Annotated in this window: 21 protein-coding genes and 1 pseudogene; 16 read left to right on the top strand and 6 right to left on the bottom strand. The window is 69.2% G+C overall.

From position 1 onward, the window contains the following. The first annotated feature begins 47 nt into the window (after nucleotides 1–47). The 8 genes from AC5L3X_RS03435 to AC5L3X_RS03400 all read left to right on the top strand — a co-directional run bounded on the left by AC5L3X_RS03435 (nucleotide 48) and on the right by AC5L3X_RS03400 (nucleotide 10,860). Nucleotides 48–893: a sirohydrochlorin chelatase gene (locus tag AC5L3X_RS03435; protein WP_189127736.1), complete on the top strand. Its 846-nt coding sequence runs from the start codon at nucleotides 48–50 to the stop codon at nucleotides 891–893. Between the two features lie 20 nt (nucleotides 894–913). Next, the gene (cobT, locus tag AC5L3X_RS03430) at nucleotides 914–1,984 is read left to right on the top strand and encodes a nicotinate-nucleotide--dimethylbenzimidazole phosphoribosyltransferase (protein WP_494855027.1); all 1,071 of its coding nucleotides are present in this window, start codon (nucleotides 914–916) and stop codon (nucleotides 1,982–1,984) included. 34 nt (nucleotides 1,985–2,018) lie between these two features. Continuing rightward, nucleotides 2,019–3,032, top strand: a complete 1,014-nt coding sequence (gene speB / locus AC5L3X_RS03425; RefSeq protein WP_189127734.1) for an agmatinase — start codon at nucleotides 2,019–2,021, stop codon at nucleotides 3,030–3,032. A gap of 83 nt (nucleotides 3,033–3,115) precedes the next feature. Next, complete coding sequence (cobA, locus tag AC5L3X_RS03420) at nucleotides 3,116–4,348, top strand: uroporphyrinogen-III C-methyltransferase (RefSeq protein WP_494855026.1); 1,233 nt, start codon at nucleotides 3,116–3,118, stop codon at nucleotides 4,346–4,348. Further along, a complete protein-coding gene (locus tag AC5L3X_RS03415) occupies nucleotides 4,345–6,882 on the top strand; it encodes a dynamin family protein (RefSeq protein WP_494855025.1) in 2,538 nt (845 codons plus the stop codon). Before cobA ends, AC5L3X_RS03415 begins: the two co-directional genes overlap by 4 nt. Next, nucleotides 6,879–8,501, top strand: a complete 1,623-nt coding sequence (locus AC5L3X_RS03410) for a GTP-binding protein (protein WP_494855023.1) — start codon at nucleotides 6,879–6,881, stop codon at nucleotides 8,499–8,501. The genes AC5L3X_RS03415 and AC5L3X_RS03410 overlap by 4 nt, the downstream gene beginning before the upstream one ends. A gap of 131 nt (nucleotides 8,502–8,632) precedes the next feature. Then, nucleotides 8,633–9,436, top strand: coding sequence for a single-stranded DNA-binding protein (locus tag AC5L3X_RS03405; RefSeq protein ID WP_494855021.1), 804 nt, complete (start codon nucleotides 8,633–8,635; stop codon nucleotides 9,434–9,436). A 263-nt stretch (nucleotides 9,437–9,699) separates the two neighbouring features. After that, nucleotides 9,700–10,860, top strand: a complete 1,161-nt coding sequence (locus tag AC5L3X_RS03400) for an IS630 family transposase (RefSeq protein ID WP_494855019.1) — start codon at nucleotides 9,700–9,702, stop codon at nucleotides 10,858–10,860. A 40-nt stretch (nucleotides 10,861–10,900) separates the two neighbouring features. Here AC5L3X_RS03400 and ybiA read toward each other — a convergent pair whose 3' ends face one another. After that, the gene (gene ybiA / locus AC5L3X_RS03395) at nucleotides 10,901–11,383 is read right to left on the bottom strand and encodes a riboflavin biosynthesis intermediates N-glycosidase (RefSeq protein WP_494855017.1); all 483 of its coding nucleotides are present in this window, start codon (nucleotides 11,381–11,383) and stop codon (nucleotides 10,901–10,903) included. Nucleotides 11,384–12,239: 856 nt separating this feature from the next. On the opposite strand from ybiA, the gene AC5L3X_RS03390 reads away from it, so the two are divergent. From AC5L3X_RS03390 to AC5L3X_RS03380, 3 genes and pseudogenes are all read left to right on the top strand, one after another. Beyond that, a complete protein-coding gene (locus tag AC5L3X_RS03390) occupies nucleotides 12,240–13,532 on the top strand; it encodes a GGDEF domain-containing protein (RefSeq protein WP_494855016.1) in 1,293 nt (430 codons plus the stop codon). 59 nt (nucleotides 13,533–13,591) lie between these two features. Further along, on the top strand, nucleotides 13,592–15,256 hold the full coding sequence (ettA, locus tag AC5L3X_RS03385; RefSeq protein ID WP_189127728.1) for an energy-dependent translational throttle protein EttA: 1,665 nt from the start codon (nucleotides 13,592–13,594) through the stop codon (nucleotides 15,254–15,256). 726 nt (nucleotides 15,257–15,982) lie between these two features. After that, nucleotides 15,983–16,182 (top strand): annotated as a pseudogene (locus AC5L3X_RS03380) (hypothetical protein); the annotation flags it as partial. Between the two features lie 26 nt (nucleotides 16,183–16,208). Here AC5L3X_RS03380 and AC5L3X_RS03375 read toward each other — a convergent pair. The 4 genes from AC5L3X_RS03375 to AC5L3X_RS03360 form a co-directional block, all read right to left on the bottom strand. Further along, nucleotides 16,209–17,678, bottom strand: coding sequence for an MDR family MFS transporter (locus tag AC5L3X_RS03375; RefSeq protein WP_494855014.1), 1,470 nt, complete (start codon nucleotides 17,676–17,678; stop codon nucleotides 16,209–16,211). A gap of 328 nt (nucleotides 17,679–18,006) precedes the next feature. Then, nucleotides 18,007–18,339 (bottom strand): DUF3140 domain-containing protein, encoded by a 333-nt coding sequence (locus tag AC5L3X_RS03370; RefSeq protein WP_494855012.1) that lies wholly within the window; start codon nucleotides 18,337–18,339, stop codon nucleotides 18,007–18,009. A 334-nt stretch (nucleotides 18,340–18,673) separates the two neighbouring features. Next, the gene (locus AC5L3X_RS03365) at nucleotides 18,674–18,907 is read right to left on the bottom strand and encodes a hypervirulence associated TUDOR domain-containing protein (protein ID WP_494855011.1); all 234 of its coding nucleotides are present in this window, start codon (nucleotides 18,905–18,907) and stop codon (nucleotides 18,674–18,676) included. A 482-nt stretch (nucleotides 18,908–19,389) separates the two neighbouring features. Continuing rightward, entirely contained in the window at nucleotides 19,390–19,935 is a 546-nt protein-coding gene (locus tag AC5L3X_RS03360; RefSeq protein WP_494855010.1) for a hypothetical protein, read from the bottom strand. Between the two features lie 971 nt (nucleotides 19,936–20,906). On the opposite strand from AC5L3X_RS03360, the gene AC5L3X_RS03355 reads away from it, so the two are divergent. The 5 genes from AC5L3X_RS03355 (at nucleotide 20,907) to AC5L3X_RS03335 (ending at nucleotide 23,936) form a co-directional block, all read left to right on the top strand. Further along, a complete protein-coding gene (locus tag AC5L3X_RS03355) occupies nucleotides 20,907–21,212 on the top strand; it encodes a hypothetical protein (RefSeq protein WP_494855008.1) in 306 nt (101 codons plus the stop codon). Nucleotides 21,213–21,300: 88 nt separating this feature from the next. Beyond that, entirely contained in the window at nucleotides 21,301–21,582 is a 282-nt protein-coding gene (locus AC5L3X_RS03350) for a hypothetical protein (RefSeq protein WP_494855007.1), read from the top strand. 200 nt (nucleotides 21,583–21,782) lie between these two features. After that, nucleotides 21,783–22,295, top strand: a complete 513-nt coding sequence (locus tag AC5L3X_RS03345; RefSeq protein WP_494855006.1) for a VOC family protein — start codon at nucleotides 21,783–21,785, stop codon at nucleotides 22,293–22,295. Between the two features lie 109 nt (nucleotides 22,296–22,404). Continuing rightward, on the top strand, nucleotides 22,405–22,812 hold the full coding sequence (locus tag AC5L3X_RS03340) for a Zn-ribbon domain-containing OB-fold protein (protein ID WP_494855004.1): 408 nt from the start codon (nucleotides 22,405–22,407) through the stop codon (nucleotides 22,810–22,812). Further along, on the top strand, nucleotides 22,809–23,936 hold the full coding sequence (locus AC5L3X_RS03335) for a thiolase C-terminal domain-containing protein (RefSeq protein ID WP_189127721.1): 1,128 nt from the start codon (nucleotides 22,809–22,811) through the stop codon (nucleotides 23,934–23,936). Before AC5L3X_RS03340 ends, AC5L3X_RS03335 begins: the two co-directional genes overlap by 4 nt. 45 nt (nucleotides 23,937–23,981) lie before the next feature. Here the strand turns inward: AC5L3X_RS03335 and AC5L3X_RS03330 are convergent, their stop codons facing one another. Continuing rightward, nucleotides 23,982–25,136 (bottom strand): acyl-CoA dehydrogenase family protein, encoded by a 1,155-nt coding sequence (locus AC5L3X_RS03330; protein WP_189127720.1) that lies wholly within the window; start codon nucleotides 25,134–25,136, stop codon nucleotides 23,982–23,984. Nucleotides 25,137–25,142: the final 6 nt, after the last annotated feature.

Below are 25,142 nucleotides of genomic sequence, written 5' to 3'. Positions count from 1 at the left end.
ATCGGTTATCCTCGCGTGTCCGACTACGTACCGGAGTAACCCTCAAAATGAAGCCCCCGCTCCTGCTGATCGGGCAGGGCTCGAACGACGACGCCGACTCCGCGGAGTTCGGCAGGTTCGTCCATCGGCTGCGCTGCCGCCTCGATCGCACAGCCGTGGACGTCTCCGGTGGCTACCTCGAACGCGCCACGCCACGGCTGAGCGAGTCCGTCGCCTCCCTGGTCGCCCGCGGGCACCACCGCCTGGTGGCGCTCCCGCTGAGCCTCAACCGGGTGGGCGAGGAATACCCCGAGGCCATGGCGCGCGAACAGAAGCGACACCCCACGCTCATGTACGACTACGGGCGCCCGCTCGGGCCCGACCCCCGGGTGCTCGCCCTGCTGGCCGAGCGCCTCAACGACGCCGCCCTCGAGATGCCCCGCCCGCGCCCGCTGGAGCTGGCCGGCGCGAGGCCCCGGCTGCGGGCCGTCGACGCGGCGTTCGCCGAGACCCTTCCGGTGCACGTCGAGCCGGGAGAGACCGCGGTCGTGCTGGTCGGCGAGGGCTCCACCGACCCGTCGGCCAACGCCGAAGTCCACCGGGTGTCACGGCTGTTCTGGGAGACGCACGCCTACGACTTCATGACCGTCGAGACCGCGTTCGTCTCCGTCACCCCGCCGGGCGTGCCGGGCGGCCTCGAACGCTGCCGCCGGCTGGGCGCCAAGCGCGTGATCGTGGTGCCCTACCTGCTGTTCGCGGGCGGCCTGCTCGAACGGGTGTGGGCGCAGGCTCTGGCCTACGGCGCGGGCCACCCCGAGCTCGACATCCGGTGCGCCGAGGTGATCGGTGACTGTGAGACCCTGGCCGACGTCGTGATCGACCGCTATGAGGAAGCACTCCGGCTGGTCCCCTGATCCGTCCCTGGAGGTTCGACTTGCTCGCTGAAACGCTCGCCGCGATCCGTCCCGCCGACCCGCGGGCGCTCGCCGAGGCCCGCGCCTACCAGGACCGCCTCACCAAGCCGAAGGGCTCGCTGGGCGCGCTCGAGGACGTCGCCGTACGCCTGGCGGGCGCGGCCGGCGCCGTTCCGCCGCCCATGCCCGTGCCGGCGGCGCTGGCCATCTTCGCGGCCGACCACGGCGTCCACGCGCGGGGCGTCACCCCGTGGCCGCAGGAGGTCACGGTCCAGATGGTCGCCAACTTCCTGGCCGGCGGCGCCGTGGCCAACGCCTTCGCCGCACAGGCCGGGGCGTCGGTGACCGTGGTCGACGTGGGCGTCGCCGCCGACCTGCCCGACGCGCCGGGGCTGGTCAAACGCAAGATCGCGTACGGCACGGCCGACCTGTCCGCCGGGCCCGCGATGACCGTCGACCAGGCGGTCCAGGCGCTGGAAGCCGGCATCTCGGTGGCCCTGGACCTGGTCGCCGAGGGCGCCCGCTGCCTCATCACCGGCGACATGGGCATCGCCAACACCACCGCCTCGGCCGCGCTGATCGCCGCCTTCACCGGCCGCGACCCCGCCGAGGTGACCGGCAGGGGCACCGGCATCGACGACGACACGCACACCCACAAGATCGCCATTGTCCGCGAGGCGCTCGCCGTCAACTCCGCGACGCCCGTCGGCTCCCAGCCCAGCGACGCGCTGCGCGTCCTGGCCGGCGTCGGCGGATTCGAGCATGCCGCGATCGCCGGATTCGTCCTGGGCGGCGCCCGCGCCCGCGTGCCGGTGATCCTCGACGGCGTCATCGCGGGCGCCGCCGCCCTGGTCGCCGCCGCCCTCGACCCGGCCGTCGCCGACCACTGCGTCGCCGGCCACCGCTCGGCCGAGCCCGGCCACGCCGCCGCGCTCGAACACCTCGGGCTGCGTCCCCTGGTCGAGCTCGAACTCCGTGTCGGCGAGGGCACCGGCGGGCTGCTCGCCCACCCGCTGGTCTGCGCCGCCGTACGCGTCATGCACGACGTCGCGACGTTCGACTCGGCGGGAGTGACGGAAAAGCCCGTGTGATGATGGGACACGTTGACCAGCGAGTGAGGTGAGTGTGTCCAGGTACGGCCCGATGTACGGCCCTGACATCACGTTTCTCGGCGTCGACCGGTGCGACGTCGCCGATCCGGCGACCTACGCCGGCGCCGACGTGGTGATCATCGGCGCGCCGTTCGACGGCGGCACCTCCAACCGGCCCGGCGCCAGGTTCGGCCCGATGGCCCTGCGCCAGGCCTGCTACCTGCCGCACGACGGCTCCCGGCCGAGCCTGGCGCTGCGCGTCGACGCCCTGCGCGATCTTCGGGTGCTCGACGCCGGCGACGTCGAGTGCTACTCCGGCGACGTCGAGGGCTCGCTGGCGGCCATCGAGGACGCGGTCCACCGGGTCGCCTCCTCCGGTGCGATCCCTCTCGTGCTCGGCGGCGACCACACGGTCGCGCTGCCCGACGCGCGCGGCACCGCCCGTGCGTACGAACCGGGCCGCGTCTCGATGATCCACTTCGACGCCCACGCCGATACCGGCGACATCGAGTTCGGCCACCTGTACGGCCACGGCCAGCCGATGCGCCGGCTCATCGAGTCGGGCGCGATCCGCGGCGACCGGTTCCTGCAGATCGGACTGCGCGGCTACTGGCCCGGGCCCGAGACGCTCTCCTGGATGGCCGAGCAGCGGATGCGCTCCTACGAGATGACCGAGATCGTGGCCCGGGGGCTCGACGAGTGCCTGACCGAGTCGTTCCGGATCGCCCTCGACGAGTGCGACCGGATCTTCCTGTCCGTCGACATCGACGTGTGCGACCCCGGGCACGCGCCCGGCACCGGCACCCCCGAGCCGGGCGGGCTCTCGGCCCGGCAACTGCTCGATGCCGTTCGCCGCATCTGCTACGAGTTGCCCGTCGCAGGCATGGAGGTGGTCGAGGTGGCTCCGCCCTACGATCACGCGGACATCACCGCGTTCCTCGGAAACCGCGTTATCCTCGAGGCTCTGTCAGCGATGGCCAGACGCCGCAAGGACGACGAGGGCGGGCCTCGCTGGGATCCTCTCCAGCCCCTTCTTGACGGGCGTTAACTCACACGAAGCAATTGCCGGGTTAAGAACCGGTAGGTTTACCTCCAGACACACCAATCTTCGCAGACTGGAGCTTCCCCAGCATGGGCCCCTACCTCCTCGGCCTGCGGCTTTCCGGCCGCCGGGTGCTCGTCGTGGGCGGCGGTCGCGTCGCCCAGCGCCGGGTGCCCGCCCTGCTCGAGGCCGGTGCGGTGGTCACCCTGGTGTCGCCGGTGGTGACTCCGGCGCTCGACGACCTGATCGCCTCGGGCAGGGTCGCCTGGCAGGCCAGACCGTACGAAGTGGGCGACTGCGACGGCGCCTGGCTCGTCCAGGCGTGCACCGACGACCGGGGCGTCAACACGGCCGTGGCCGCGGAGGCCGAGGCCAAGCGCATCTGGTGCGTCCGGGCCGACGACAAGGACGCCTCCGCCGCGTGGACCCCGGCCTCCGGGCGGGTCGACGAGATCATCGTGGCCGTCACCGCGGGCGGTGACCCGCGCAGGGCGGCCGGCATCAGGGACGCCGTGGTGGGCGCGCTCCGCGACGGCACCGTCGACGCCCGGCGCGACCGCGCCAGACCGGTCGGCGTCGCCCTGGTCGGTGGAGGGCCCGGCGATCCCGGCCTGATCACCGTGCGTGGGCGGCAGCTGCTCGCGCAGGCCGACGTGGTGGTCGCCGACCGCCTCGCGCCCCGCGCTCTCCTCGACGAGCTGGCGCCGGATGTCGAGCTGATCGACGCCGCCAAGGTGCCCTACGGCAGGGCCCTGTCGCAGGACTCGATCAACGAGGTGCTGGTCGATCGGGCCAGGCAGGGAAAGTTCGTGGTCAGGCTCAAGGGCGGCGACCCGTTCGTCTTCGGCCGGGGTGGCGAGGAGATGATCGCCTGCGCCCGGGCCGGGATCCCGGTGCTCGTGGTGCCGGGCATCACCAGTGCCGTGGCGGTGCCCGCCGCGGCCGGCGTCCCAGTGACGCATCGGGGGATAAGTCAGGAATTCCACGTCATATCCGTGCACGTGGCGCCGGATGATCCGAAATCGACCGTCGACTGGCCCTCGGTGGCCCGCTCCCAGGGGACTCTGGTCCTCCTGATGGGCCTGGAACGGCTGGCCAAGGTGGCCGAAGCCCTCCTTCGAGACGGACGTTCACCGGAGACTCCCGTGATGGTGGTGCAGGACGGTACCCTTCCGACCCAGCGGGCGGTTATCGCTCCACTTTCCACCGTGGCCGATCGCGTGTCCGCGGCTGGGATACGACCGCCGGCGATCGTCATCGTCGGCGATGTCGTAAGGGTCGGCCAGGAGGTCGAGATGGTTCGAGCGGAGCGCTTGCCGTGAACACCGCCAAGGATGACGGGCGTCAGGAGTCACCAGGGGAGCAGACCCTGAGCTTCCGCCCCATCACGGAGGAGGACGTCGTCCCACCCGACGACACCCCGGACGACCGCGCCCGGCAGCGCGCCCCCGAGGAGCGTCCCGCCCCGGTGGAGCCGCTGCCGCGCCGCAAGCCGACCTCCAGAAAACCGGCCTCCACCTCCGCAGCAGCCTCGAAGGCCCCGCCCTCCGCCTCCGACGGGCCGGATGAGAACCATCGGCCGGCGTCGGATCCCGAGCCGGAGCGCAAGCGCCCCTCCCTGTGGGAGCGGCCCCCTTCGCTCGCCGAGGACCACGCGCCCGAGCCGAAGCGCCCCTCCTTGTGGGACACCAGATCATCACCGGACGAGGACGGCGCGCCCGAGCCGGAGCCGAAGCGCCCGTCCCTGTGGGACACCAGGTCCGCGCCGGACGAGGACGGCGTGCCCGAGCCGGAGTCGAAGCGCCCGTCCCTGTGGGACACCAGATCGTCACCGGACGAGGGCCGCGTGCCCGGTGCGGACGAGTCGTCGTCCGGCGCGGAGCGGCCCTCCCTGTGGGAAGCTCGCGAGTCCGCGCCGGTAGAGGAGCAGGACGAGTCGTCGCCGGACGAGGAGCCCGAGGCGGAGCCGAAGCGCCCGTCCTTGTGGGACACCAGGTCGTCATCGGACGAGGAGCCCGCGGCCGCCGAGGACGAGCCGTCCGAGCAGGAGCGGCCGTCCCTGTGGGAGCGCAAGGCGTCGACCGGTGAAGGGGCCGAGCAGGGGCCGAAGGCACCACCGGGCCAGGATGAGCGGCACGGTTCCGGCGCGGACGAGGAGAGCGGCGGGCGAACCCCGCACACCCCGGCAGGAGAGAAGACCGGACAGGGCGCGGCGTTGCCGGCCGAGGCGGCCAAGACGCTCATGACGGCACTGGACACACTGCGGGCGAGCGTCGCCGAGCTGCGGTTCGGCCTGGATCTGCCGGGCGCCGACGAGGCCAGGCAGGCGCGGGCCGACCTGCTCGCCCAGCTCCAGGACTACGTACTCCCCAGGGTGCGGACGAACACCGCGCCCGCCCTCATCGTGATCGCCGGTTCGACCGGCGCGGGCAAGTCGACGCTGGTCAACTCGCTCGCGGAGAAGAACGTCTCGCGCACCGGCGTGCGGCGGCCCACCACGGGCATCCCCGTCCTGGCCTGCCACCCCGACGACCACAAGTGGTTCGCCGAGGGAGAGCTGCTCAGCGGCCTCCGGCGGATCGACAAGGCGTCACCCGAGGCCGGGCCCGACACCCTCATCGTGGTCCCCACGGAGAAGCTGCCGCAGGGCGTGGCGCTGCTCGACACCCCCGACATCGACTCGGTCGTCGAGAAGCACCACGCGATCGCGCAGCGCATGCTCGACGCGGCCGACCTGTGGATCTTCGTCACCACCGCCGCCCGCTACGCCGACGCTCCCGCCTGGAATCTGCTCAGGCTGGCCAAGGAGCGCGGCGCCCGGCTGGCCATCGTGCTGTCCCGGGTGCAGCCCAAGGCGCGCGAGGTGGTGCTGAAGCACTTCGTCCGCATGCTCACCGAATACGGCCTGGGTGACATAGACCGGTTCGTCATCGGAGAGACCGACGTGACGGACGGCCGGTTGCCCGACCACGAGGTCACCGACCTGCGGCTGTGGCTGGCCGAGCTCTCCGTCGACGAGGATCGCCGCGCACTGGCCGTACGAGAGACCCTCAACGGCGTGCTCGACAGCTTCCGCACCCGCGTCCCCGCGCTCGCCCGGCAGATGGAGAGCCAGGTGAACTTCCGCGGCGAGCTGCGCACGGACGTGGAGGCCGCCTACCTGAGCGCGCTCACCGAGATCGACAAGGCGTTCCGCAACGGCTCGCTGATCCACGGCGAGGTGCTGGCCCGCTGGCAGGACTTCGTGGGATCCGGCGACCTCATGCGCACGATCCAGCTGCGCAAGCGCGGCAGGTCGGCCAGGCAGGCCCCCGAACGGATCATGGCGTTCAGAGCGGCCCTGCGCGCCGGCCTCGAGTCCGTGATCGTCATCGGTGCCAGCCGCGCCGCCGAGGAGGTGGTCGCGCGCTGGCGCCGCCGCGCCCCGCTCGGCGCCGCGCTCGGAGCCGACCTCGACCGCCCCTCCGACGATCTCGTACGGCACGCGAGCAGGGCCATCGCCGCCTGGCAGGAGCACGTCACCGAGCTGGTGCGGACCGAGGGAGTGGCCAAGCGCTCGGTGTCGAAGCTGGTCTCGTTCGACGCCGACTCGCTGTCGTTGATCTTCATGGTCGCCATGTTCACCGGCGGCGCGGCCGAGGGCGTGCCGCACCGGCTGGTCAACGCGCTGCTCGGCGCCGAGTCGCTGCGCGGCATCGGCACCAAGGCGCTGAGCGACCTGAGAGCCCGCATCGGCATGCTGTTCGACGAGGAATCCATGCGTTACGTGCAAGCGCTCGACTCCGCCGGGATCCCGGACGAGTCCATGGCGACGCGTCTCTACCAGGCGACGTACAACCTTGAGGTCGCTCGATGAGCACAGTCACCACCAAGCCGGGCCTCGCGCAGCGGCTCGCCGCACTCACCAAGATCGTCGAGCTCGGGCCTGGACGGCTCGAACCGAAGCTGCTCGCCGAGGCGAGCACGCTGCTGAACCGCGCAGGCGAGCGGCTCAAGCTGTCCTCCGAGCACACCGTGGTCGCCCTGGCAGGTGGCACGGGCAGCGGCAAGTCATCGCTGTTCAACGCGCTGTCGGGGCTGGAGCTCTCGCCCACCGGCGTGCGCAGGCCCACCACGGCCCGCACCCACGCCTGCGTGTGGGGGCTGGAGGGCGCCGCTCCGCTGCTCGACTGGCTGCAGGTGCAGTGGCGTCACCGGTTCGCCCGGGCCAGCGCGCTCGACAAGGGAGAGAGCCAGCTCCACGGGCTGATCCTGCTCGACCTGCCCGACCACGACTCGATCAGGGCCCTCACCGACACCGAGGCCGACCGGCTCATCGGTCAGGCCGACCTCGTGGTCTGGGTGCTCGACCCGCAGAAGTACGCCGACGCCTCCACGCACCGGCGCTACGTCACCGAGCTGGCGGGGCACGAAGCGGTCACCGTGTTCGCGCTCAACCAGGCCGACCTGCTGAGCACCGAGGAGCTCGCCGAGCTGGTCATCGACCTCAACGACCTGCTCCGCCGCGAAGGCGTCGAGCACCCCAGCGTGGTGCCCACCTCGGCGGTGACCGGCCGGGGCGTCGACAGCCTCAAGAGCGTCCTCGCCGGAGCGGTCTCCCGGCGCCGGTCCGCCATCCAGAAGCTGGAGGCCGACCTCCACCGGCTCGAACAACGCCTGGCCGAGACCATGCCGGTGGGCGAGGTCCTGTCCGCGCCGTCGTCGGTCGACGAGGCTCGCAGGCTCGGGCTCACCGACGCGCTCTGCGACGCCGTGGGCGTCCCGGCCGTCGGAGAGGCGATGGAGAACGTCTACGCCGAGCGGTCCATGCGCTGGGTGGGCTGGCCCTACTCCCGTTGGGTCGCCAAGCTGCGGCCCGACCCGCTCAGGAGCCTCCACCTCGAAGACGTCAGCGACGAGATCCACGGCATCACGACCAGCTCGGTCAGCGCCCAGACGGCCGAGACGGTCAACGCGGTGCAGGCGCTCGCCGACGGGCTGTCGGCCGGGATGCACCCGGTGTGGCGCACGTCGGTGCATCACGCGGCGCGTTCCCGCGCGGCGCAGCTGCCAAAGGCGCTGACAGAGGACCTCGCCGAGGTCGCGCCCCGCCTCGACCGGGTGCCGGGCTGGTGGTGGCTGCTCAAGGTGTGGCAGTACGTGCTGGTGGCGGCGTTCGTCCTCGGGCTGGCCTGGCTGGCCGTGGGCGTCTTCTTCCCCGGCCGTGCGCCGCTGGGCATCCAGTTGCTGGGCGACACGGCGGCGTTGCCGTGGGTGGGGTTGATGATGGCGTCCGTGCTGGGGCTCGGCGCGCTCTCGGGCATCGCGTCGCGCAACTTCGTCGAGCTGGGTGCGTCGAGGGAGCGCGAACGCCTCGAACGGGAGATGCGCCGCAGGGTGGCCGCGATCGCCGAGACCATGGTGGTCGAGCCGGTGGAGCGCGAGCTGGGCCGGCACCACGCCTTCTACACGGCCATGAACAACCTGGCGCGTTAGCTTTCCACAGGCATTCGTCCGCCGGTCGGCGTTGTCCACAGAACTCCGTTCGGCCGCCCATGAGTCAGGGCCGCTCCGGCACCGTGTTCCCAGGGCGCGGGCATTCCGCCCGCCGCATGGGAGGCAACGGGATGAACGACATCTACATCACGCTCACCGGCAATGTCGCGGCAGAGCCCAGGCAGCACACGTTCGAAGACGGCGCCAGGGTGACCTCACTGCGGGTGCTGACCGCTCACCGCTACTTCGACAGGAAGACCGGGCAGTGGACCGACGGCGAGAAGGTGTGTTTCGCGGTGCGCTGCTGGCGGACCCTGGGCGAGAACGTGGCTCAGTCGGTCAAGGTCGGGCAGCCCGTCGTGGTGTCCGGCAAGTTGCGCATCCGTGAGTTCGGCCCCGAGGGCGACCGCCGGTTCATGCCCGAGGTGGAGGCCAGCGCGGTGGGCCACGACCTGAGGTGGGGCACGGGCAGTTTCGCCAAGCCCGACCGCGGTGGCGGTGCCGCCCTGGTCAGCAGGGAGATGCGCGACCGGCTCGACGAGGAGACCCAGGACTGGGCCATGGGCGGTGCCGCGTCCGAGCGCCCGGGCCGGGATCGAGCGGAGCCTTTCCCGCTCACCGCCGGCGCGCGGCAGGACCCACCTCTGCGAGCCCTGAGCTCCGCCGATCCCGCGAACAGTGATGCTGCGAACGGCGTTGCCGCGCATGGTGATGCCGAGAAGGGTGACACCGCGAACGGCCACGCTGCGCATGGTGTTGCCGCGCATGGTGATGCCGCGAAGGGCCACGCCGTGAACGCGGACGCCGCGAACGGCGACGTAGGGAAGGGCAGGGCGCTCGACGACCACGCGACCGTCCGCATCCTCGGGGATGGCGACAACGAAAGCGACGCCGATGACGCCGAATGGCCCACAGAGGAACGCGCCGCCGCCTGACAAGACCGCGCCCGGCCCCCTTCGGAGATTCACCGGCGTGCTCACCGAAACCGGTCGCCGGGCGCTGTCCTGAGCGGAGTGCCGCTTAAGGCTCGACGGGGCTCGATGGGATTCGACATGGTCCCTTTTGGAGCGCGAGGTGAGCCCGACGACCTGTTGGAGGCTGTCCTCGGGTGCAGCCCTGAGCGGAGTGCCGCCCACCGCACGACGGAACTAGTGCTCTGATCGGGAAGGTTCGCCGGGTCGCTGGTTCCGGCGGTTGGATGTCCGGAGGCGTCCTATCCGACCGTTGGGGTGTGGTGGCTGAGCCTGTTCGTGTGCGCAGGTTGACCGACCAAGAGGGTCAGAAGCTGCAGCAGATCGTGCGTCGTGGCAGCACCAGTTCGGTGCGATACCGGCGCGCGATGATGCTGCTGGCCTCGGCTGGCGGGAACCGGGTCCCGGTGATCGCGAAGCTGGTGCAGGCCGACGAGGACACCGTCCGGGACGTGATCCACCGGTTCAACGAGATCGGCCTGGCCTGCCTGGACCCTCGATGGGCGGGAGGCCGTCCCCGCCTGCTCAGTCCTGACGACGAGGACTTCGTCGCCGCGACGGCCACCACCCGCCCGACCAACCTCGGCCAGCCCTTCACCCACTGGTCCATCCGTAAACTCGCCGCCTACCTGCGGAAAGTCCACGGCCGCGTGATCCGGATCGGCCGCGAGGCATTACGGTGCCTGCTCGCCCGCCGCGGCATCACCTTCCAACGCACCAAGACTTGGAAGGAGTCGCCCGACCCCGAGCGCGACACCAAGCTCGACCGCATCGAGGAGTCGTTGGAACGCTTCCCGGGCCGCGTGTTCGCGTTCGACGAGTTCGGCCCGCTCATCATCCGCCCCACCGCCGGAGCTGGCTGGGCTCTCGCCAGTCACCCCGAGCGCCATCCCGCGACCTACCATCGCACCCACGGGGTGCGGTACTTCCACGGCTGCTACTCCGTCGGCGACGACCGGCTGTGGGGTGTCAACCGCCGCAAGAAGGGTGCGGTGAACACCCTGACCGCACTGAGGTCGATCCGGGCCGTGCGCCCGGACGGCGCCCCGATCTACGTCATCCTGGACAATCTGTCCGCCCACAAGGGCGACAAGATCCGTCGCTGGGCCAAGAAGAACCGCGTCGAGCTGTGCTTCACCCCGACCTACGCCTCCTGGGCCAACCCGATCGAAGCCCATTTCGGGCCACTGCGGCAGTCCACGATCGCCAACTCCAACCACCGCAACCACAGCGTGCAGACCCGGGCCCTGCACGCCTACCTGCGCTGGCGCAACGTCAACGCCCGCCACCCCGACGTCCTCGCGGCGCAGCGCCGCGAACGCGCCCGCATCCGCAGCGAGAAAGGCATCCGCTGGGGAGGACGCTCCGTCCTCGAGACCGCGGCCTGAGCCGTCCTACACATGCGGCACACCGCACACGTTTCCCGGATCACCGCCTCAGGCTGCGGCCATCACTGTCGAGAGCTTCGGCGAGTTCGGCGCGCAGTTGGCTACGGGTGCGGACCAGAATCCGCCCGAGCATGTTCTTGCCGGTTCCGGTCCTGCCCCGACCCCAGTAGTGATCGGTGGTGGTGTCCTCGACGATCTCTTCGTCACCGGTGGACAGCAGAATGTCACGGATATCGGCATGCGCGCGGAACTTGGCTGCCACCGCACGGCGCATCGCGTCGTCCTTGACCCGCTCCCAGTCCCTCCGCAGAGGTTTGGATGAGTCACGTCCCAGCTCCGCCGCCCGCAGCGGCGTGCGAGCACGCCGGACGAGATCCGCGTGGCGAGTTCCCTTGAACTTCTGCGCCTGGAAGTAGTGCTCCGAGGTTGGCCAATAAACCCCGTCGAGATCGAAGCCATGATCAGAAAAGTTCGAGAAGCATCCGTAAGGGACTTCGTCAGCGCCGTAGAAGTAGATCGTCATGGAACCCTCGCGGAAGTTACGGAGACCCGCACCCTGCCAGGCATGCCCCACCCCCACAACCAATTTTCTTCGCCAGGCCCGGCTCTTCACCGCACCAGCGACCCGGCGAACCTTCCCGGTCAGAGCACTAGATGGGATTCGAGATGGCCCATTTCGGAGCGCGACGTGAGGCTGACGACCTGTTGGAAGCAGCCGCCGGGCGCTGTTCCGAGCGGCAGGCCGCTTCCTGATGACGGGGAAGCCTGAAGGTCAGGCCGGAGCACAGCGCGAGACGACGACCGTCAGGGGGGCCGCAGACCATCCGGCTGGCAAGGTGCCGACCGCGCCGCTGGTGGAGAAGCTCGATGGATACCGAGGCAGACGTCACCGGAGTCGTATGGGGCCGTATGGATGCTGACCGGCGAGGGGAGATCCAGAAGGGCGAGCGACCTCGGGCGGAAAGACATCCGGACCTGAGAGGCCGGACCTGAGAGGCGGGAATTGAGAGGCCCGAGCTGAGACATCGGGACTGAGACACCGACGTGAGAAGAGGAAGGCTGAAAGAAAGGAGGGAGTGGGGGTGGAGGGGGACTGACCCTTGCATGCCGCGAGTCCCCCGAAGGCCGCGGCAACGGCAAGCGGCCGATGACGCCGCGCATGTCATGTCGAACGGGTGGCTGGTGCACCTGTCAGGTCCAGGTGACGCCCCGCGCCATGGCTTCTCCTTTCCGGCACGGCCCGCAGGCGGAGCGAACCGCATCCACATTCCCGGACCACATGGAACATGTGACCCCGGCTGCCAACGTATCGGTTCCCATCGCACGACGCACACTCCGCAAATATTGTGTTACACATCGTTAGGCGGAGAGGAGTCGGTATGGCGGCGACCAGTCACACCTCGATCAAGTCTCGCGACGGTGTGTCAAGTCTGGTCGGCCGTTGGCCGCTGCTCGGGCAACGTCGTCCGCTCGTCGTCTATCTCTGCGGCATCGTGGCCCTCGATGTCGCCGCGATGGTGCTGCTCGCGACGGTCACCGACGTCCGCTGGCCGCACCTGCTGACCTTCGCCGCCCTCATGGCGTGCGGCGCGGTCTGCATCGAGGCCACCAGACGGCTCGGCATGCCCGCGGGCGTCGCGCGTGACCTGCTGTCAGCGTGGTGGCTGCCGGTGGCATTGCTGCTGCCGCCGGTCTACGCCCTGTTCGCGCCGATCGTGCTACAGGCGCTGCTGCAGTGGCGGGTCCGGGCGACGGTGCTCTACCGCAGGGTGTTCAGCTCGGCCGCCATCGGCCTGGCGGGGTGCGCCGCTTCGGTGCTGTTCCACCGGGTGGTCCCGGACTCGTCGGCGTTGACACGGGGTGGCGGGTCCGCGATCGCGCTGGCGGTGGGCGCGGCGGTGGTGTTCGCGCTGCTCAACACCGGGCTCATCGCGATCGCGGCGCACACCGCCGATCCCGAGGGGCCCTGGCGCGACGTGTTGTGGGACAGGGAGAGTGTGCTGCTGGACGTCGTGGAGCTGTGCCTGGGCGTCATCGTGGCGATCGCCTGCGGGCTCAACCTCGCCCTGCTCGTCCTCACCCTGCCGCCGGTGGTGCTGTTGCAGCGCAGCCTCCTGCACGCCCAGCTCCAGGCGGCGGCCCGCACCGACTCCAAGACCGGCCTGCTCAACGCCGCGGCCTGGCAGCGCGAAGCCGACACCGAGATCGTCCGGGCCCGGCGCAGCGGCGACACCCTGGCGCTGCTGATCATCGACATCGACCACTTCAAGCGCGTCAACGACAATCATGGCCATCTCGTGGGCGACCAGGTGCTGGTCAGCATCGCCACCACACTCCGCGGCCAACTGCGCGAATACGATGTCGTCGGCCGTTTCGGCGGCGAGGAGTTCGTGGTGCTGCTCCCGGGCGCCGACATCCACGAGGCCCGCCAGGTGGCCGAGCGGCTCCGCAGGCGCATCGGCCGGATGACGATCGCCGCCGACGACGTCATGATAAGCGTCACCATCTCGGCGGGCGTCGCCGTCATGAGCCTGCACGGCGACGATCTCATCGAGTTGCTCGCCGCCGCCGATCTGGCCCTCTACCGGGCCAAGGAGCTTGGCCGTGACCGCATCTGCGTGCCCGTCGTCCAGGCACCGCCGCCGCCGGTGGCCGACGCCTCCCCGGCCTGAATCCATCCCTGTCGCCCCAGAGGCAGAAGCCCGGGTCAGGAGCCCCTAAGCTAGATACCATGCCGGAGTACATCTATACGTTGCAGCGCGTGCGCAAGGCGCACGGCGACAAGGTTGTCCTTGACGACGTCACGCTGTCGTTTCTGCCAGGTGCCAAGATCGGCGTCCTGGGCCCTAACGGCACCGGAAAGTCGACGCTGCTCCGGATGATGGCCGGTCTGGAGCAGCCGTCCAATGGTGACGCCAAGCTCATGCCGGGCTTCTCGGTCGGCATGCTCCAGCAGGAGCCTCCACTCAACGAGGAGAAGACCGTCCTCGGCAACGTTCAGGAAGGCGTCGCCGAGACGATGGCGCTGCTTGAGCGCTACAACGAGATCGCCGAGCAGATGGCCACCGACTACAGCGACGAGCTGCTCGACGAGATGGGCAAGCTGCAGGAGCAGCTCGAGCACCGCAACGCGTGGGAGCTCGACAGCCAGCTGGAGCAGGCCATGGACGCCCTGCGCTGCCCGCCGCCCGACGCCGAGGTGAGCAAGCTCTCCGGTGGTGAGCGCCGCCGGGTCGCCCTGTGCAAGCTGCTGCTGGAGGCGCCCGACCTGCTGCTGCTCGACGAGCCGACCAACCATCTCGACGCCGAAAGCGTCCAGTGGCTGGAGCAGCACCTGGAGAAGTACGCCGGCACAGTGCTGGCCGTCACCCACGACCGCTACTTCCTCGACAACGTGGCCGGCTGGATCCTCGAGCTCGACCGAGGCCGTGCCTACGCCTACGAGGGCAACTACTCCACCTACCTGGAGGCCAAGACCCAGCGCCTCAAGGTCGAGGGGCAGAAGGACGTCAAGCGCAAGAAGCGGCTTGAGGACGAGCTCGAGTGGGTCCGGTCCAACCCCAAGGCCCGCCAGACCAAGAGCAAGGCCCGTCTCCAGCGTTACGAGGAGATGGCGGCCGAGGCCGACAAGCATCGCAAGCTCGACTTCGACGAGATCCAGATCCCGCCGGGGCCCCGCCTCGGCACCACGGTGATCAGGGCCGAGCGCCTGACCAAGGGGTTCGACGACCGGCTGCTCATGGAAGACCTCACCTTCGACCTGCCGCGCAACGGCATCGTCGGTGTGATCGGTCCCAACGGCGTCGGCAAGACCACCCTGTTCCGCATGATCACCGGGAGTGAGACGCCCGACAAGGGGGCGATCACGGTGGGCGACACGGTCAAGATCTCCTACGCCGACCAGAGCCGCGGCGGCATCGACTCCGCCAAGAACGTGTGGGAGGTCATCTCCGACGGCCTCGACCACATCAAGGTCGGCAATGTCGAGATGCCGTCGCGGGCCTACATCGCCGCGTTCGGCTTCAGGGGTCCCGACCAGCAGAAGAAGGCCGGCGTCCTGTCGGGCGGCGAGCGCAACCGGCTCAACCTGGCGCTCACCCTCAAGCAGGGCGGCAACGTGCTGCTGCTCGACGAGCCCACCAACGACCTCGACACCGAGACGCTCTCCTCGCTGGAGAACGCCCTGCTCGACTTCCCGGGCTGCGCGGTCATCACATCCCACGACCGGTGGTTCCTCGACCGGATCGCCACCCACATCCTGGCGTGGGAGGAAGGCTCCAACTGGTTCTGGTTCGAGGGCAACTTCGCCGACTACGAGAAGAACAAGATCGAGCGTCTCGGTGCCGACGCCGCCCGGCCCCACCGCGTCACCTACCGCAAGCTCCACCGCGCCTGAGCGTGACAGCGTGCCGCCGGTCTCGCTCGGCGGCACGCGACTTCCGTTCCTAGCCGCCGCTCGCCGTCCCGCCGCCGTCCACGTCCGCTGGGCGGCGCGTGATTCTCACCGCCGTTCCGGCTCGTGGACGAGGCATACCTCTCACCGCCTTCAAGGCTCGTGGGAGAGGTATGTCTTTCACCGCCGTTCCGGCTCGTTGGCGAGGCATGCGTCTCACCGCAGTTCCGGCTCGTGCTTGGGACATGTCTCTCGCCGCCGTTCCGGCTCGTGCGTACCCGTCGTTCGCCGCCGTTTCCAGCTTGTACGGCAAGCACGGGAAGGCCCAACCGCCGCCCGTGGTCGGGGCCTGTCCAGGGTGACGCTTACGAGGTTCACGTGGCCGGCCGCCGCGACGGCACCCTCCCGAGGCACACGGGATCACCCGTTCAGCCTGCTGTGACGGGCGGCCCGTGGATCCACACGAACGGTTGGCCGTCTGGAGGGTCCGCCGTCCCCGCTGCCCAGCGCGGGGCAGGCCGGCCACCGTGAACGGTCGTCGTCGGCCTCGGCCACTCAGGTCAGACGCCCGGCCCGTGAGTGCTTCGCGGCTCTCCCGCCAGGTGCGGATCGTGTGGTCCTTCCACGACAGCCTGCTGGATCGGCGTCATCCCAGCCGGTACGTCATGCCGGGCTCCGGCACTACGCCGGTAGATCTCTGAGCCGCTCACCCGCGTGGTGGTGTCGGCGATGGTCCGCGCGTGGCCTCGTGCCTCACCTAACGAGCTGGTCGTGTCGTGGGATGCCGGGCGCACGGCGGTGACCGCGCGATCGCTGATCGTTTGATGAAGCGGCCCGAGCCGAAGGCGACCCTCGGGGGCCTGGTCCGTGGGCTGCTGGCCGATGTACGGCGCACGAACTCGTGGCAGTTGGCGGACCATCTCGGGCATCCCGACGTTACGGCGTCGCGCCGCCGTCATGCAGGGTTGGCCGCCCGGGGGCCCTCGAGTTCGTCGGCGTTGGCCGCCCGCGCCGGTAGGAGCAGGGCGGTGACGACCACGATCACGGACAGCACCGCGCCGATGATGAAGGCCAGCCGCATGCCGCCGAGGGTGGCGAGCGCCTCGGTGGCTCCGGCGGATCTCAGGGCATCGGCTCGCGCGCTCATGACGGTGATCACGAGTGCGGTGCCGAAGGCCGCGGAGACCTGTTGCAGCGTGCTCAGGATCGAGCTGCCATGGGAGTAGAGCCGTGGGGGGACCGCTCCGAGCCCGAGGGTGAACACCGGCGTGAAGGTCGCGGCCAGACTCACCATCAGCAGCGCGTGCAGACCGAGGATCTGCCAGTAGGGCATGGTCATCGATACCTGGGTGAAGCCGGTGAGCGCGAACATGATCCCGATCGCGCCGGGGATGACCAGCACCCGGCCGCCGAACTTGTCGAACAGGCGGCCGACGGCCGGACCCAGCAGCCCCATCGCGAGGCCACCCGGCATCACGAGGAGCCCAGTCTCCAGGGGATTGAGCTCGCGGACGCTCTGCAGGTACAGCGGCAGCAAGATCATTGAGCCGAGCATCGCCATGAAGGCCACCGCCATCAGGATCAGCGCGACCGTGTAGGTGCGATGGCGCAGGGTGCGCAGGTCCAGGAGCGGCACGCCGCGCTTCTGCAACGACAGCTGGCGGACGACGAAGACGGCGATGGTGATCAGCCCGGCCGCCACGATCGCGGCGGCGACGCGGACGTCGCCGCCCTCGAACTGGCTGAGCCCGTAGACGAGGCCGCCGAAGCCGGCGGCGGCCGTTGTCACGCTGAGCCAGTCGATGCTGCTGAACTGAGGCTCGCCGATGTTCTCGAGCCGCTTCAGGCCACGCCAGGTGATCACGGCGGCGATGGGGAGCACCACGACGAACAACAGGCGCCAGGACCCGAACTGGAGGATCACTCCCGAGATCGTCGGGCCCATCGCCGGCGCGACCGAGATGGCAAGGGTGACATTGCCCATCACCCGGCCCCGGTCCTGCTCGGGCACCACCTGCATCAGCGTGGTCATCAGCAGGGGCATCATCAGCGCCGTCCCGGACGCCTGGATGATGCGGGCGCCCAGCAACACCTCGAAAGACGGCGCCACGATCGCCAACGCCGTGCCGATCAGGAACAGACCCATCGCGGTGGCGTACGCGCGACGGGTGGTCACCCGCTGCAGGAACCACCCGGTGGTCGGGATGACCGCGGCCATGGTGAGCATGAAGGCGGTGGAGAGCCACTGCGCGGTCTGCTCGGTGATGTGCAGCGCGTCCATCATTCTCGGGATCGCATTGATCATGATCGTCTCATTGAGGATGACCACGAATGTGGCGAGCACCAGCAGCCGGATCACGGGCGGCGTGCGACCTGAAGCAGCGGCCGCGGGCTTGGGGAGTGAGTCGAGCTGTGGGCTGGGCACGGTACCTCGATCGGGATTGGCTGGCGGAACGCGGTCATGGCTGGTGTCACGGCCCGCGGTCGCCCAAGGCTTTGTGGTCATGGACAGACTGACGGGCGCCACCGACAAAACTCATCGACCGCGCCCCACACTGCGGCAAGCGCTGTGAAATGTCACCCGGTTTTCACTGGGGGAGGACGATCTCCGGATGGGAAGTGAGCACCCGTATCGCTACGTGACCTGGGTGAACACGCACCCGGGCCGGCTTCGAATCGCGCCATGGGCGGATCGCCGCGGGCGGCCCGCCGGACGGGAATGTCGGGAGCCGAAGTCCTCGGCCGGACTGGGCTCACTTGAGCGGATCGTGGCCCCAGTTCATCAGCGAATAACGCCATTTGGTCTCTCGGACGTCGCCGGAGGGGCGCTGCGCCAGGTGCCGGTGGATGTAGCCGATCACCTTGCGCATGTGTGCGTAGTCCTGCTCGGTGAGGGACGACCTCTTCGCCTGGAGCAGTCCGACGATCTTGCGGCCGGACTCGTGTCCGGTGGATTCGCCGCCGCCGTCCTTCTTCTGGCCCACCGTCTTGGAGTCGTCCGTGGCGAGCCAGCGTTCCAGCTCCTTGGCGGTCATGTTCACCACCTGGTCGAACTCGGCCGCGACCGCCCGCTCCTCCTCGGTCATCGGGAACCTCCGTGGAGACCCCCGCGTTCAGGCGGGGGAGGGATCGGACCCCTGCGGAGCAGGGCAGGGGCAGGCGATTCGCCGCCAGGCGGACCGCCATCAAAACGCCGCACGACACCGCACGGTTCGGTAATGTGTTCGACGGTGGCGACACCCAAGCCACCGGACGAACGATCGGAAACGCCCTCGCCGCAGGGCTTGCGGAGAGGCGAAACGCCTGTGGAGCCGGTGTAAGACCTCAACGAGAGTCCTCTCTCGGGCGGGCGACCGGCGGTGAAGCAGGAAGCCCAACCGGCGACGGTTGGAATCCCGGATCTTCAGAGCCGGGAGGAGGTCAATCCGAACCCTTGTCCTTGCGCAGGGCCGACGGCTTGTGCACGGCCTGCTTGCCGCTTTTCTCGCTGCGCACCACGTACTGGGGGTCGTCGGGCGAGGCGGCCACGGTGCGACCGGCTTCCTTCCGCCTGCCGGTGATCTTCTTCTCGACCTTGCCGTGGGCGGTTGATCCGTGGCTTCGCCAGGTGACCTCGTCGCCTACCGACGGGTCTTCCTTCCGCTTCTTCGTCATGCGGTGTGCACTACCCCGACCTGCGCTTGCAGGCCACAGCGCAGCCATGGATACGCCCATTTTCCGCTATGTACTCAGCTGTGTACGCACGCTCGGCCTTCTGGACGAGAGGCCGATTCAGCGAAGTGCGGCAGTGTCAACGCCGCTCGAATCCCGGATCGCGAATTCCGTGAGTCGGCACTTCTCCCGGTTTCCTTTCCCGGACGACGCAGCCTGGAGCCCCGCCTTTTGGGCGCGGCACAGGCGGGTTGCGTGAAGCCTGGGGCGAGCGCGACCAGAATTCCGCCGATGGCGGCCGCGACGGACGTGACGATCCGCGTGCATGGCATACGCATCCTCTCCTGAGGGAATTGATGATCTTCCGGCGAGGGTGGCAAGGTTCCAGCCGAGTCGCGGTGGACGGCCCGGCGGTCGTAGCGCTGCTGGGGCCCCACACCGGATGAGCACGCGGGGTCGGGCGACCCTTCTGCCGGTCATCGAGATCAACCGGAGGCGACCTGATCAGGCTGCGCGCCGAAGTCCAACCGGTGCCGCACGAATTCTGGATGAGCGTCGCCGAGATCGATGCTGTTCTCATCAAGAGCGTTGGAGATGTGGAAACGACCTGCATCAAAGACGAACTCCACCGCGACGCTGCCGTCCGCCAGGTCATGACCCGAAGGACGCCACTCGAGCAGAGCGACTTGGCGCAGTTCTTGGCCGACGAACGGCTCAAGCCGTTCGTCGGCGCTGGACCATGCCGGAGTCAGCTCGAACCACTCCCAGCCACTGATCGCGCCCGTCGTGTCGATGCTGTTCCAGCCGATCGACAGCTCATCGAGCTTCCAGTGGCAGATCTCTGCCTGGACACCGTCGAAGTCCAAGACGACGGGACAGTCGGCGAACCAGTCCCCGTCCTCGGCGAAACACACGATCGCGAACCCCGTCAGACGCCGGCCGGCAAGCGCGGCCAGGCCCGGTCCATGTTCCTTTCGGACGGCTCCAAGCCCGACAAGAAAGGTCGGCTCGAAGCCGGAGATCCCCATCACGCTAGGCGATTGTTCAGATTCTTAACGGAACCGGCAAGGCGATATCTACCGACAAAGCCGCATGGCCCCGCTCGACGCGATTCGCGGACGCGTCAGTGCGGCAGAAGGACCGGTGCAACCGCAGGTGCATGAGCCAGACCTGGGCACACGTCGTGGCGGGAATCTCGCCGACTCGGTACGCGGAAAATGATGCGCATCCTGCGGCGATTACCGATGGCCAACGCGTCCCTATCGGATGTGCGCGTCATCATGCGCCGATTCGGAGTGAGTCCAGGTTGGGGTGCCGTGACGAGGTCCCGGCGTGAAATGGCGTGATCAGCGCCGTGTGCTCCTCGCTGGCCGGAATCAGCCGTTGTGTGGCCGAAACATGCGTTGTTCCCCGCGAAGGAACCTGGCAGGCTGATCTTCGTGACCACCGAAACCGCTACGGCGGTAGCTGGAAGGATGGCCATGACGCGCATGCTCAAGGGCGCTTTCGCCGAGGCGGCCAGGTCGTCGGCCGCATCGCGGTTGCCGGCAGTTACACCACGTCCCGCACCCGGATTTTCGTGGGCGTCGATCTCCCTCAGGGGGCCTCGGCGCCGGTGCGATGCCGTCCCTGTGGGGCCGCGCTCATCTGCACGGTGACTGCGGCGACCATGCGACGAGATCCGCAACAGATGGGCCGAAAGCCTGCGAACAGGCCGGCCACGGACGGGCGGCACAGCCCATGAGACGGGCCGATCGCAGCTGATCGGCCCCGCGTGAACGGGCCGTGTTCGGGCCCTCGCCTTCCATTGTTCACGGGGCACCGTTCCCGGTGACCACGTTCACGGAAACAGCCGTTCGAACGCATCGCATGCGTGCCTGGAGATCGGGCTTGCTTTCGAGTGCCGTTTCCCGGGTTCGTGGTGCGTGAATTCGGGAGTGCGCGACGCGATGCGGCCCGCACGTTGTTCCCTATCCTCTGTCAGGAGATTGGTTTGCTCAACATGTTCAGTAAGGCTGTCAAGCTCATGGCGGTCAGCGCGCTGGCGACCGGGGCGATGCTCATGCCGGCGAGCGCGGCGTCTGCCGCCCCCTCCAGCTGCAGCAGCCTGTACAAGGACAACGCCTACTGGTTCAACTGCACGAAGGGCACGGGGTCCTTCAGGGCGATCGTCGACTGCTACCGGATCGGCAAGTCGACGTACACCACGAGATACGGCGTGTGGAAGCGGGTCGGCGCAGGCCCGTCGATAGCCCAGTGCCTCATCGACGAGGAGCCGAGGAACGGCCGCAACGCGTTTGCGAGCTAGCGACGTTCGCTGGCCGCGGCCAGGTCAAGCCGTTGAGGCCTGGCGGGGGCGGCCATTACATGACGACAGTTATGAGGAAAGGATGGCCATGTCCCGTTTTCTCAAGGGTGTTTTTGTCGCGGCGGTGATTTCGTCCGCTCTGGTTGTTCCGGCGGGGGCCGCTTCGGCCGACCCGTGCGGTGCCAGTAGCTACACCTCCGGCGGCACGCAGTACGTCGCGTACCGCAACTGCGGCAACAGCATCGTCCGCTTCAAGGCGCACATCGGCGGCAGTTGGGGATGGTGCATTTCCGTTCCCCGCCTGGAAAGCACGATCCTGCACAGTAAGAAGGTCAGTGGCTCTCAGTCGTGGGGCCTGGCCTCCTGCTAGAAGGTAACGGCCGACCGGTCGCGGCGAGAGCGGGGCGAGTCGGGCGGGCGAGGTGAGGGAGGTCAGGCGGTGGGCGTCGAGGGTGTCCACCGCCTGACCTTTCGGCGTTCGTCTTCGGGAGATGTCGCGTGAGTGGGCGTGCGACGCGGAGGACTTCCGTCTAGAATCAAATTCTAGGATTGAGGCGGAAGGGGCCGTGCGTGGATCTGGAACTGGACGGACTCGAAGTGACCTTCGACCACACGGCCGTGGCGGCGCCGAGGATCAGGGACCTGCTCCCGATCTACCGCGACCTGCTGGGCGGCGAGCATCGCGGCGGCGGCGGAGACAACCGGGTGAGCGGCTACCGCACCCTGCAACTCACCTACGCCAACGGCGGCAAGGTCGAGCTCATGGAGCCGCTGTCCGGATCGACGTTCTTCGACACGTTCTTCGAGCTGACCCGGGGCAGGGGCGGCGTTCACCACCTGAACTTCCACGTCAACGACATCGAGGCCGCCGTGGCCCGGCTGGCCGGACGCGGCTACCGGCTGCACGGCCTGAACATCGGGGATGTTCGCTGGAAGGAGGTGTTCCTGCACCCCAAGGAGGCGCAGGGTGTGCTGATCCAGCTCGCCCAGCCCGGCAAGCGCGACCCCGACGACTGGCGGGCGACGTTGGAGGAGGTGCTGGCCGGACGGGGCCGGAACGGAGACGGCATTCCCAGCCCGTGAGCATCCCCAGCCCGTGAGCATTCCGGCGTGAACCTCCACGACCCCGGAAAGGTCTCCCGTGGTTCCGCATCTGACTCTAGAGTGTGATTCTAGAAAGATGGGGAGGCCGATGAAGCCGGTACCGAAGCCCACGCCGGAGACGCAGCCCTTCTGGGACGGCGCGGCGGCGGGCGAGCTCAGGATCCAGCGCTGCCAGGCGTGCGCGCGGCACTACTTCTATCCCCGGCCGAGCTGCCCGCACTGCGGTGCCAACGAGGTCGAATGGGTGCGGGCCAGCGGCCGCGCGACCCTCTACTCGTACGTGATCAACCATCGGCCCGCTCGCGGGTTCGAGGACGACGGCCCGTACGCGATCGCCGTGGTGGAGCTGGAGGAGGGCGTGCGGATGATGACGAACATCGTGGGCGTCGAGATCACGCCCGAGAACCTCCCGCTCGACCTGCCGCTTCGTGTCGTCTTCGAGCGGCGCGGCGACGTCAGCGTGCCGCTCTTCGAGCCCGCGGGAGGAGCGGCGTGAGCATCGTGATCGCCGGCGCCGCCGAGACCGACGAGGTGGGGCGGCTCCCGCGACACTCGACCACCGCGCTGCACCTGGAGGCGGCCCGCAACGCGCTCGCCGACGCGGGCATGACCAAGGACGACGTCGACGGCATCGCCACCGTAGGCAACCCGGGCCCGATCCAGCTCGCGCACGCGCTCGGCATCACCCCCGCCTGGCTCGACGGCACGGCGGTGGGCGGGTCGTCCTTCCTGTTCCACGTACGGCACGCCGCGGCGGCCATCCGGGCCGGCCTGTGCCACACGGTGCTGATCACCCACGGTGAGTCGGGCAGGTCGCGGGTCGGCGCGTCGAGGTTCGGGATGGCGGCCGACTCGCTGGCGGGGCAGTTCGAGGTGCCGTACGGCGTGATGGGGCCCGCCACGATGTTCACGCTGACGGCGCTGCGCTACATGAAGGCGACGGGGCTCACGCACGAGCAGCTGGCCGAGGTCGCCGTGGCGCAGCGGCGGTGGGCGCATCTCAACCCGAGGGCGATGTACCGCGACCTGATCACGGTGGACGACGTGCTGGCCTCGCGGCTGGTCGCCTACCCGTTCCACCTGCTGGAGTGCTGCCTGGTGACCGACGGCGGCGGGGCGTTGGTCGTGACGTCGGCCGAACGGGCCCGCCGGAGCCCGGTCCATCTGCTGGGGTCCGGAGAGGCGGCCGAGTCGCCGATCATCTCGCAGATGGAGGACTTCACCACCTCAAAGGCGTTCCGGCTGTCGGGCGAGGCGGCGTTCGCCGAGGCGAAGATCTCGCATGACGAGGTGGACCATCTCATGGTGTACGACGCCTTCGCGCACGTGCCGATCTACGGCCTGGAGGACCTCGGGTTCGTCGGGCGGGGCGAGGCTGGGGCGTTCATCGCCGAGGGCCACACGTCGCCGGGTGGCCGGTTGCCGCTCAACACCAACGGTGGCGGCCTCTCGTACACGCACACCGGGATGTACGGGATGTTCGCCATCCAGGAGGCCGTGCGGCAGCTCCGCGGCGAGGCGGCGGCCCAGGTGCCGGACGCCGAGGTGAGTGTGGTGCTGGGCAACGGCGGAATGTTCGCCTCGGCCGCCACGCTCGTCCTGGCGAACCGGCTCCCCTAGAGCCCCGCGGCGGCGGCGATCTCTCCCCCCGGCCGCCGCCGCGGTTCACTCGCCGATGGTGCCGAGGCGGGCGTGGCCCTTGATCAGGTTGCGGGCGATCGTGCGGCGCTGGATCTCGTCGGTGCCCTCGAAGATGCGCAGCAGGCGCAGCTCGCGGTACCACCGCTCGATCGGCAGCTCCTTGGTGTAGCCCATGCCGCCGTGGATCTGCAGCACCCGGTCGACGACCTGGTTGGCCATGAGGGCGCCGTTGAGCTTGGCGATGGACGAGGCGTGCCGGGCGTCCATGCCCTGCTGGACCTGCCAGGCCGCGTACAGCGTCAGCCACTTGGCCGCTTCGATCTCCACCTGGGAGTCGGCGATCATCCACTGGATCGCCTGGTACTCCGAGATCTTCCGGCCCATGGACTCGCGGATCCTGGCGTAGTCGATCGCCATGCCGAGCATGCGTTCGGCGGCCCCGATGGCCCTGGCCGGGATCATGTACCGGCCCTGGCCGATCCACTGCATGGCCAGTTCGAAGCCCTTGCCGAGTTCGCCGAGGATGTTCTCCTCCGGCACCCGTACATCCTGGAACACCAGGGAGGCCGGGCCCCACTGGCCCATGGTCGGGATCGGCTCGGATCGCCAGCCCATGTCGCGGTCGGCCAGGAAGCAGGTGACGCCGTACGGCTCGGCCACGGCGAAGACCATCACGAAGTCGGCCTCGTTGCCGCCGGTGATGAAGGTCTTCTCGCCGTTGATGATCCATTCGGCGCCGTCGCGGACCGCGCGGGTGCGGATGTTGCGGGCGTCGGAGCCCGCGCCCGGCTCGGTGATCGCGAAGCAGGAGCGGCGCTCGCCTTCGATCGTCGGGACGAGGTAGCGCCGCTTCTGCTCCTCGGTGCCGGCATAGAGGATGTTGTCGGCGCTGCCGCCGAAGGTGAACGGGACGAACGTCCTGCCGACCTCCATGGCGATGATCGCGGACATCACGGGGCCGAGCGCGGCTCCGCCGTACTCCTCGGGGGTGTTGATGCCCCAGAAGCCGCTCTTCCTGGCCTTGGCGCGCAGGTCGCGGACGGTTTCGGGGTCGAGGCCGGGGCGGCCTTCACGCTCGTTGCGGAGGACGCCGGGCTCCAGCGGCATGATCTCCTTCTCCACGAAGGACCGGACCGTGTCGCGGATCTGCCGTTCCTCGGTGCTGAGCGAGAAGTCCACAGCCGC

The organism is Nonomuraea sp. CX421 (assembly GCF_059358955.1).
The sequence above is the reverse complement of the archived record's forward strand: the minus strand, read 5'-3'. Positions and strand labels throughout refer to the sequence as shown.

What these genes read in the sequence shown, in the direction of transcription:
- AC5L3X_RS03405 (WP_494855021.1), top strand. Translation starts at nt 8,633, where the DNA reads ATGAACGACATCTACATCACGCTCACCGGCAATGTCGCGGCAGAGCCC.
- ybiA (WP_494855017.1), bottom strand. Translation starts at nt 11,383, where the DNA reads ATGACGATCTACTTCTACGGCGCTGACGAAGTCCCTTACGGATGCTTC.
- AC5L3X_RS03400 (WP_494855019.1), top strand. Translation starts at nt 9,700, where the DNA reads ATGTCCGGAGGCGTCCTATCCGACCGTTGGGGTGTGGTGGCTGAGCCT.
- AC5L3X_RS03390 (WP_494855016.1), top strand. Translation starts at nt 12,240, where the DNA reads ATGGCGGCGACCAGTCACACCTCGATCAAGTCTCGCGACGGTGTGTCA.
- AC5L3X_RS03410 (WP_494855023.1), top strand. Translation starts at nt 6,879, where the DNA reads ATGAGCACAGTCACCACCAAGCCGGGCCTCGCGCAGCGGCTCGCCGCA.
- AC5L3X_RS03435 (WP_189127736.1), top strand. Translation starts at nt 48, where the DNA reads ATGAAGCCCCCGCTCCTGCTGATCGGGCAGGGCTCGAACGACGACGCC.
- AC5L3X_RS03370 (WP_494855012.1), bottom strand. Translation starts at nt 18,339, where the DNA reads ATGACCGAGGAGGAGCGGGCGGTCGCGGCCGAGTTCGACCAGGTGGTG.
- cobA (WP_494855026.1), top strand. Translation starts at nt 3,116, where the DNA reads ATGGGCCCCTACCTCCTCGGCCTGCGGCTTTCCGGCCGCCGGGTGCTC.
- AC5L3X_RS03350 (WP_494855007.1), top strand. Translation starts at nt 21,301, where the DNA reads ATGTCCCGTTTTCTCAAGGGTGTTTTTGTCGCGGCGGTGATTTCGTCC.
- ettA (WP_189127728.1), top strand. Translation starts at nt 13,592, where the DNA reads ATGCCGGAGTACATCTATACGTTGCAGCGCGTGCGCAAGGCGCACGGC.
- AC5L3X_RS03355 (WP_494855008.1), top strand. Translation starts at nt 20,907, where the DNA reads ATGTTCAGTAAGGCTGTCAAGCTCATGGCGGTCAGCGCGCTGGCGACC.
- AC5L3X_RS03340 (WP_494855004.1), top strand. Translation starts at nt 22,405, where the DNA reads ATGAAGCCGGTACCGAAGCCCACGCCGGAGACGCAGCCCTTCTGGGAC.
- AC5L3X_RS03365 (WP_494855011.1), bottom strand. Translation starts at nt 18,907, where the DNA reads ATGACGAAGAAGCGGAAGGAAGACCCGTCGGTAGGCGACGAGGTCACC.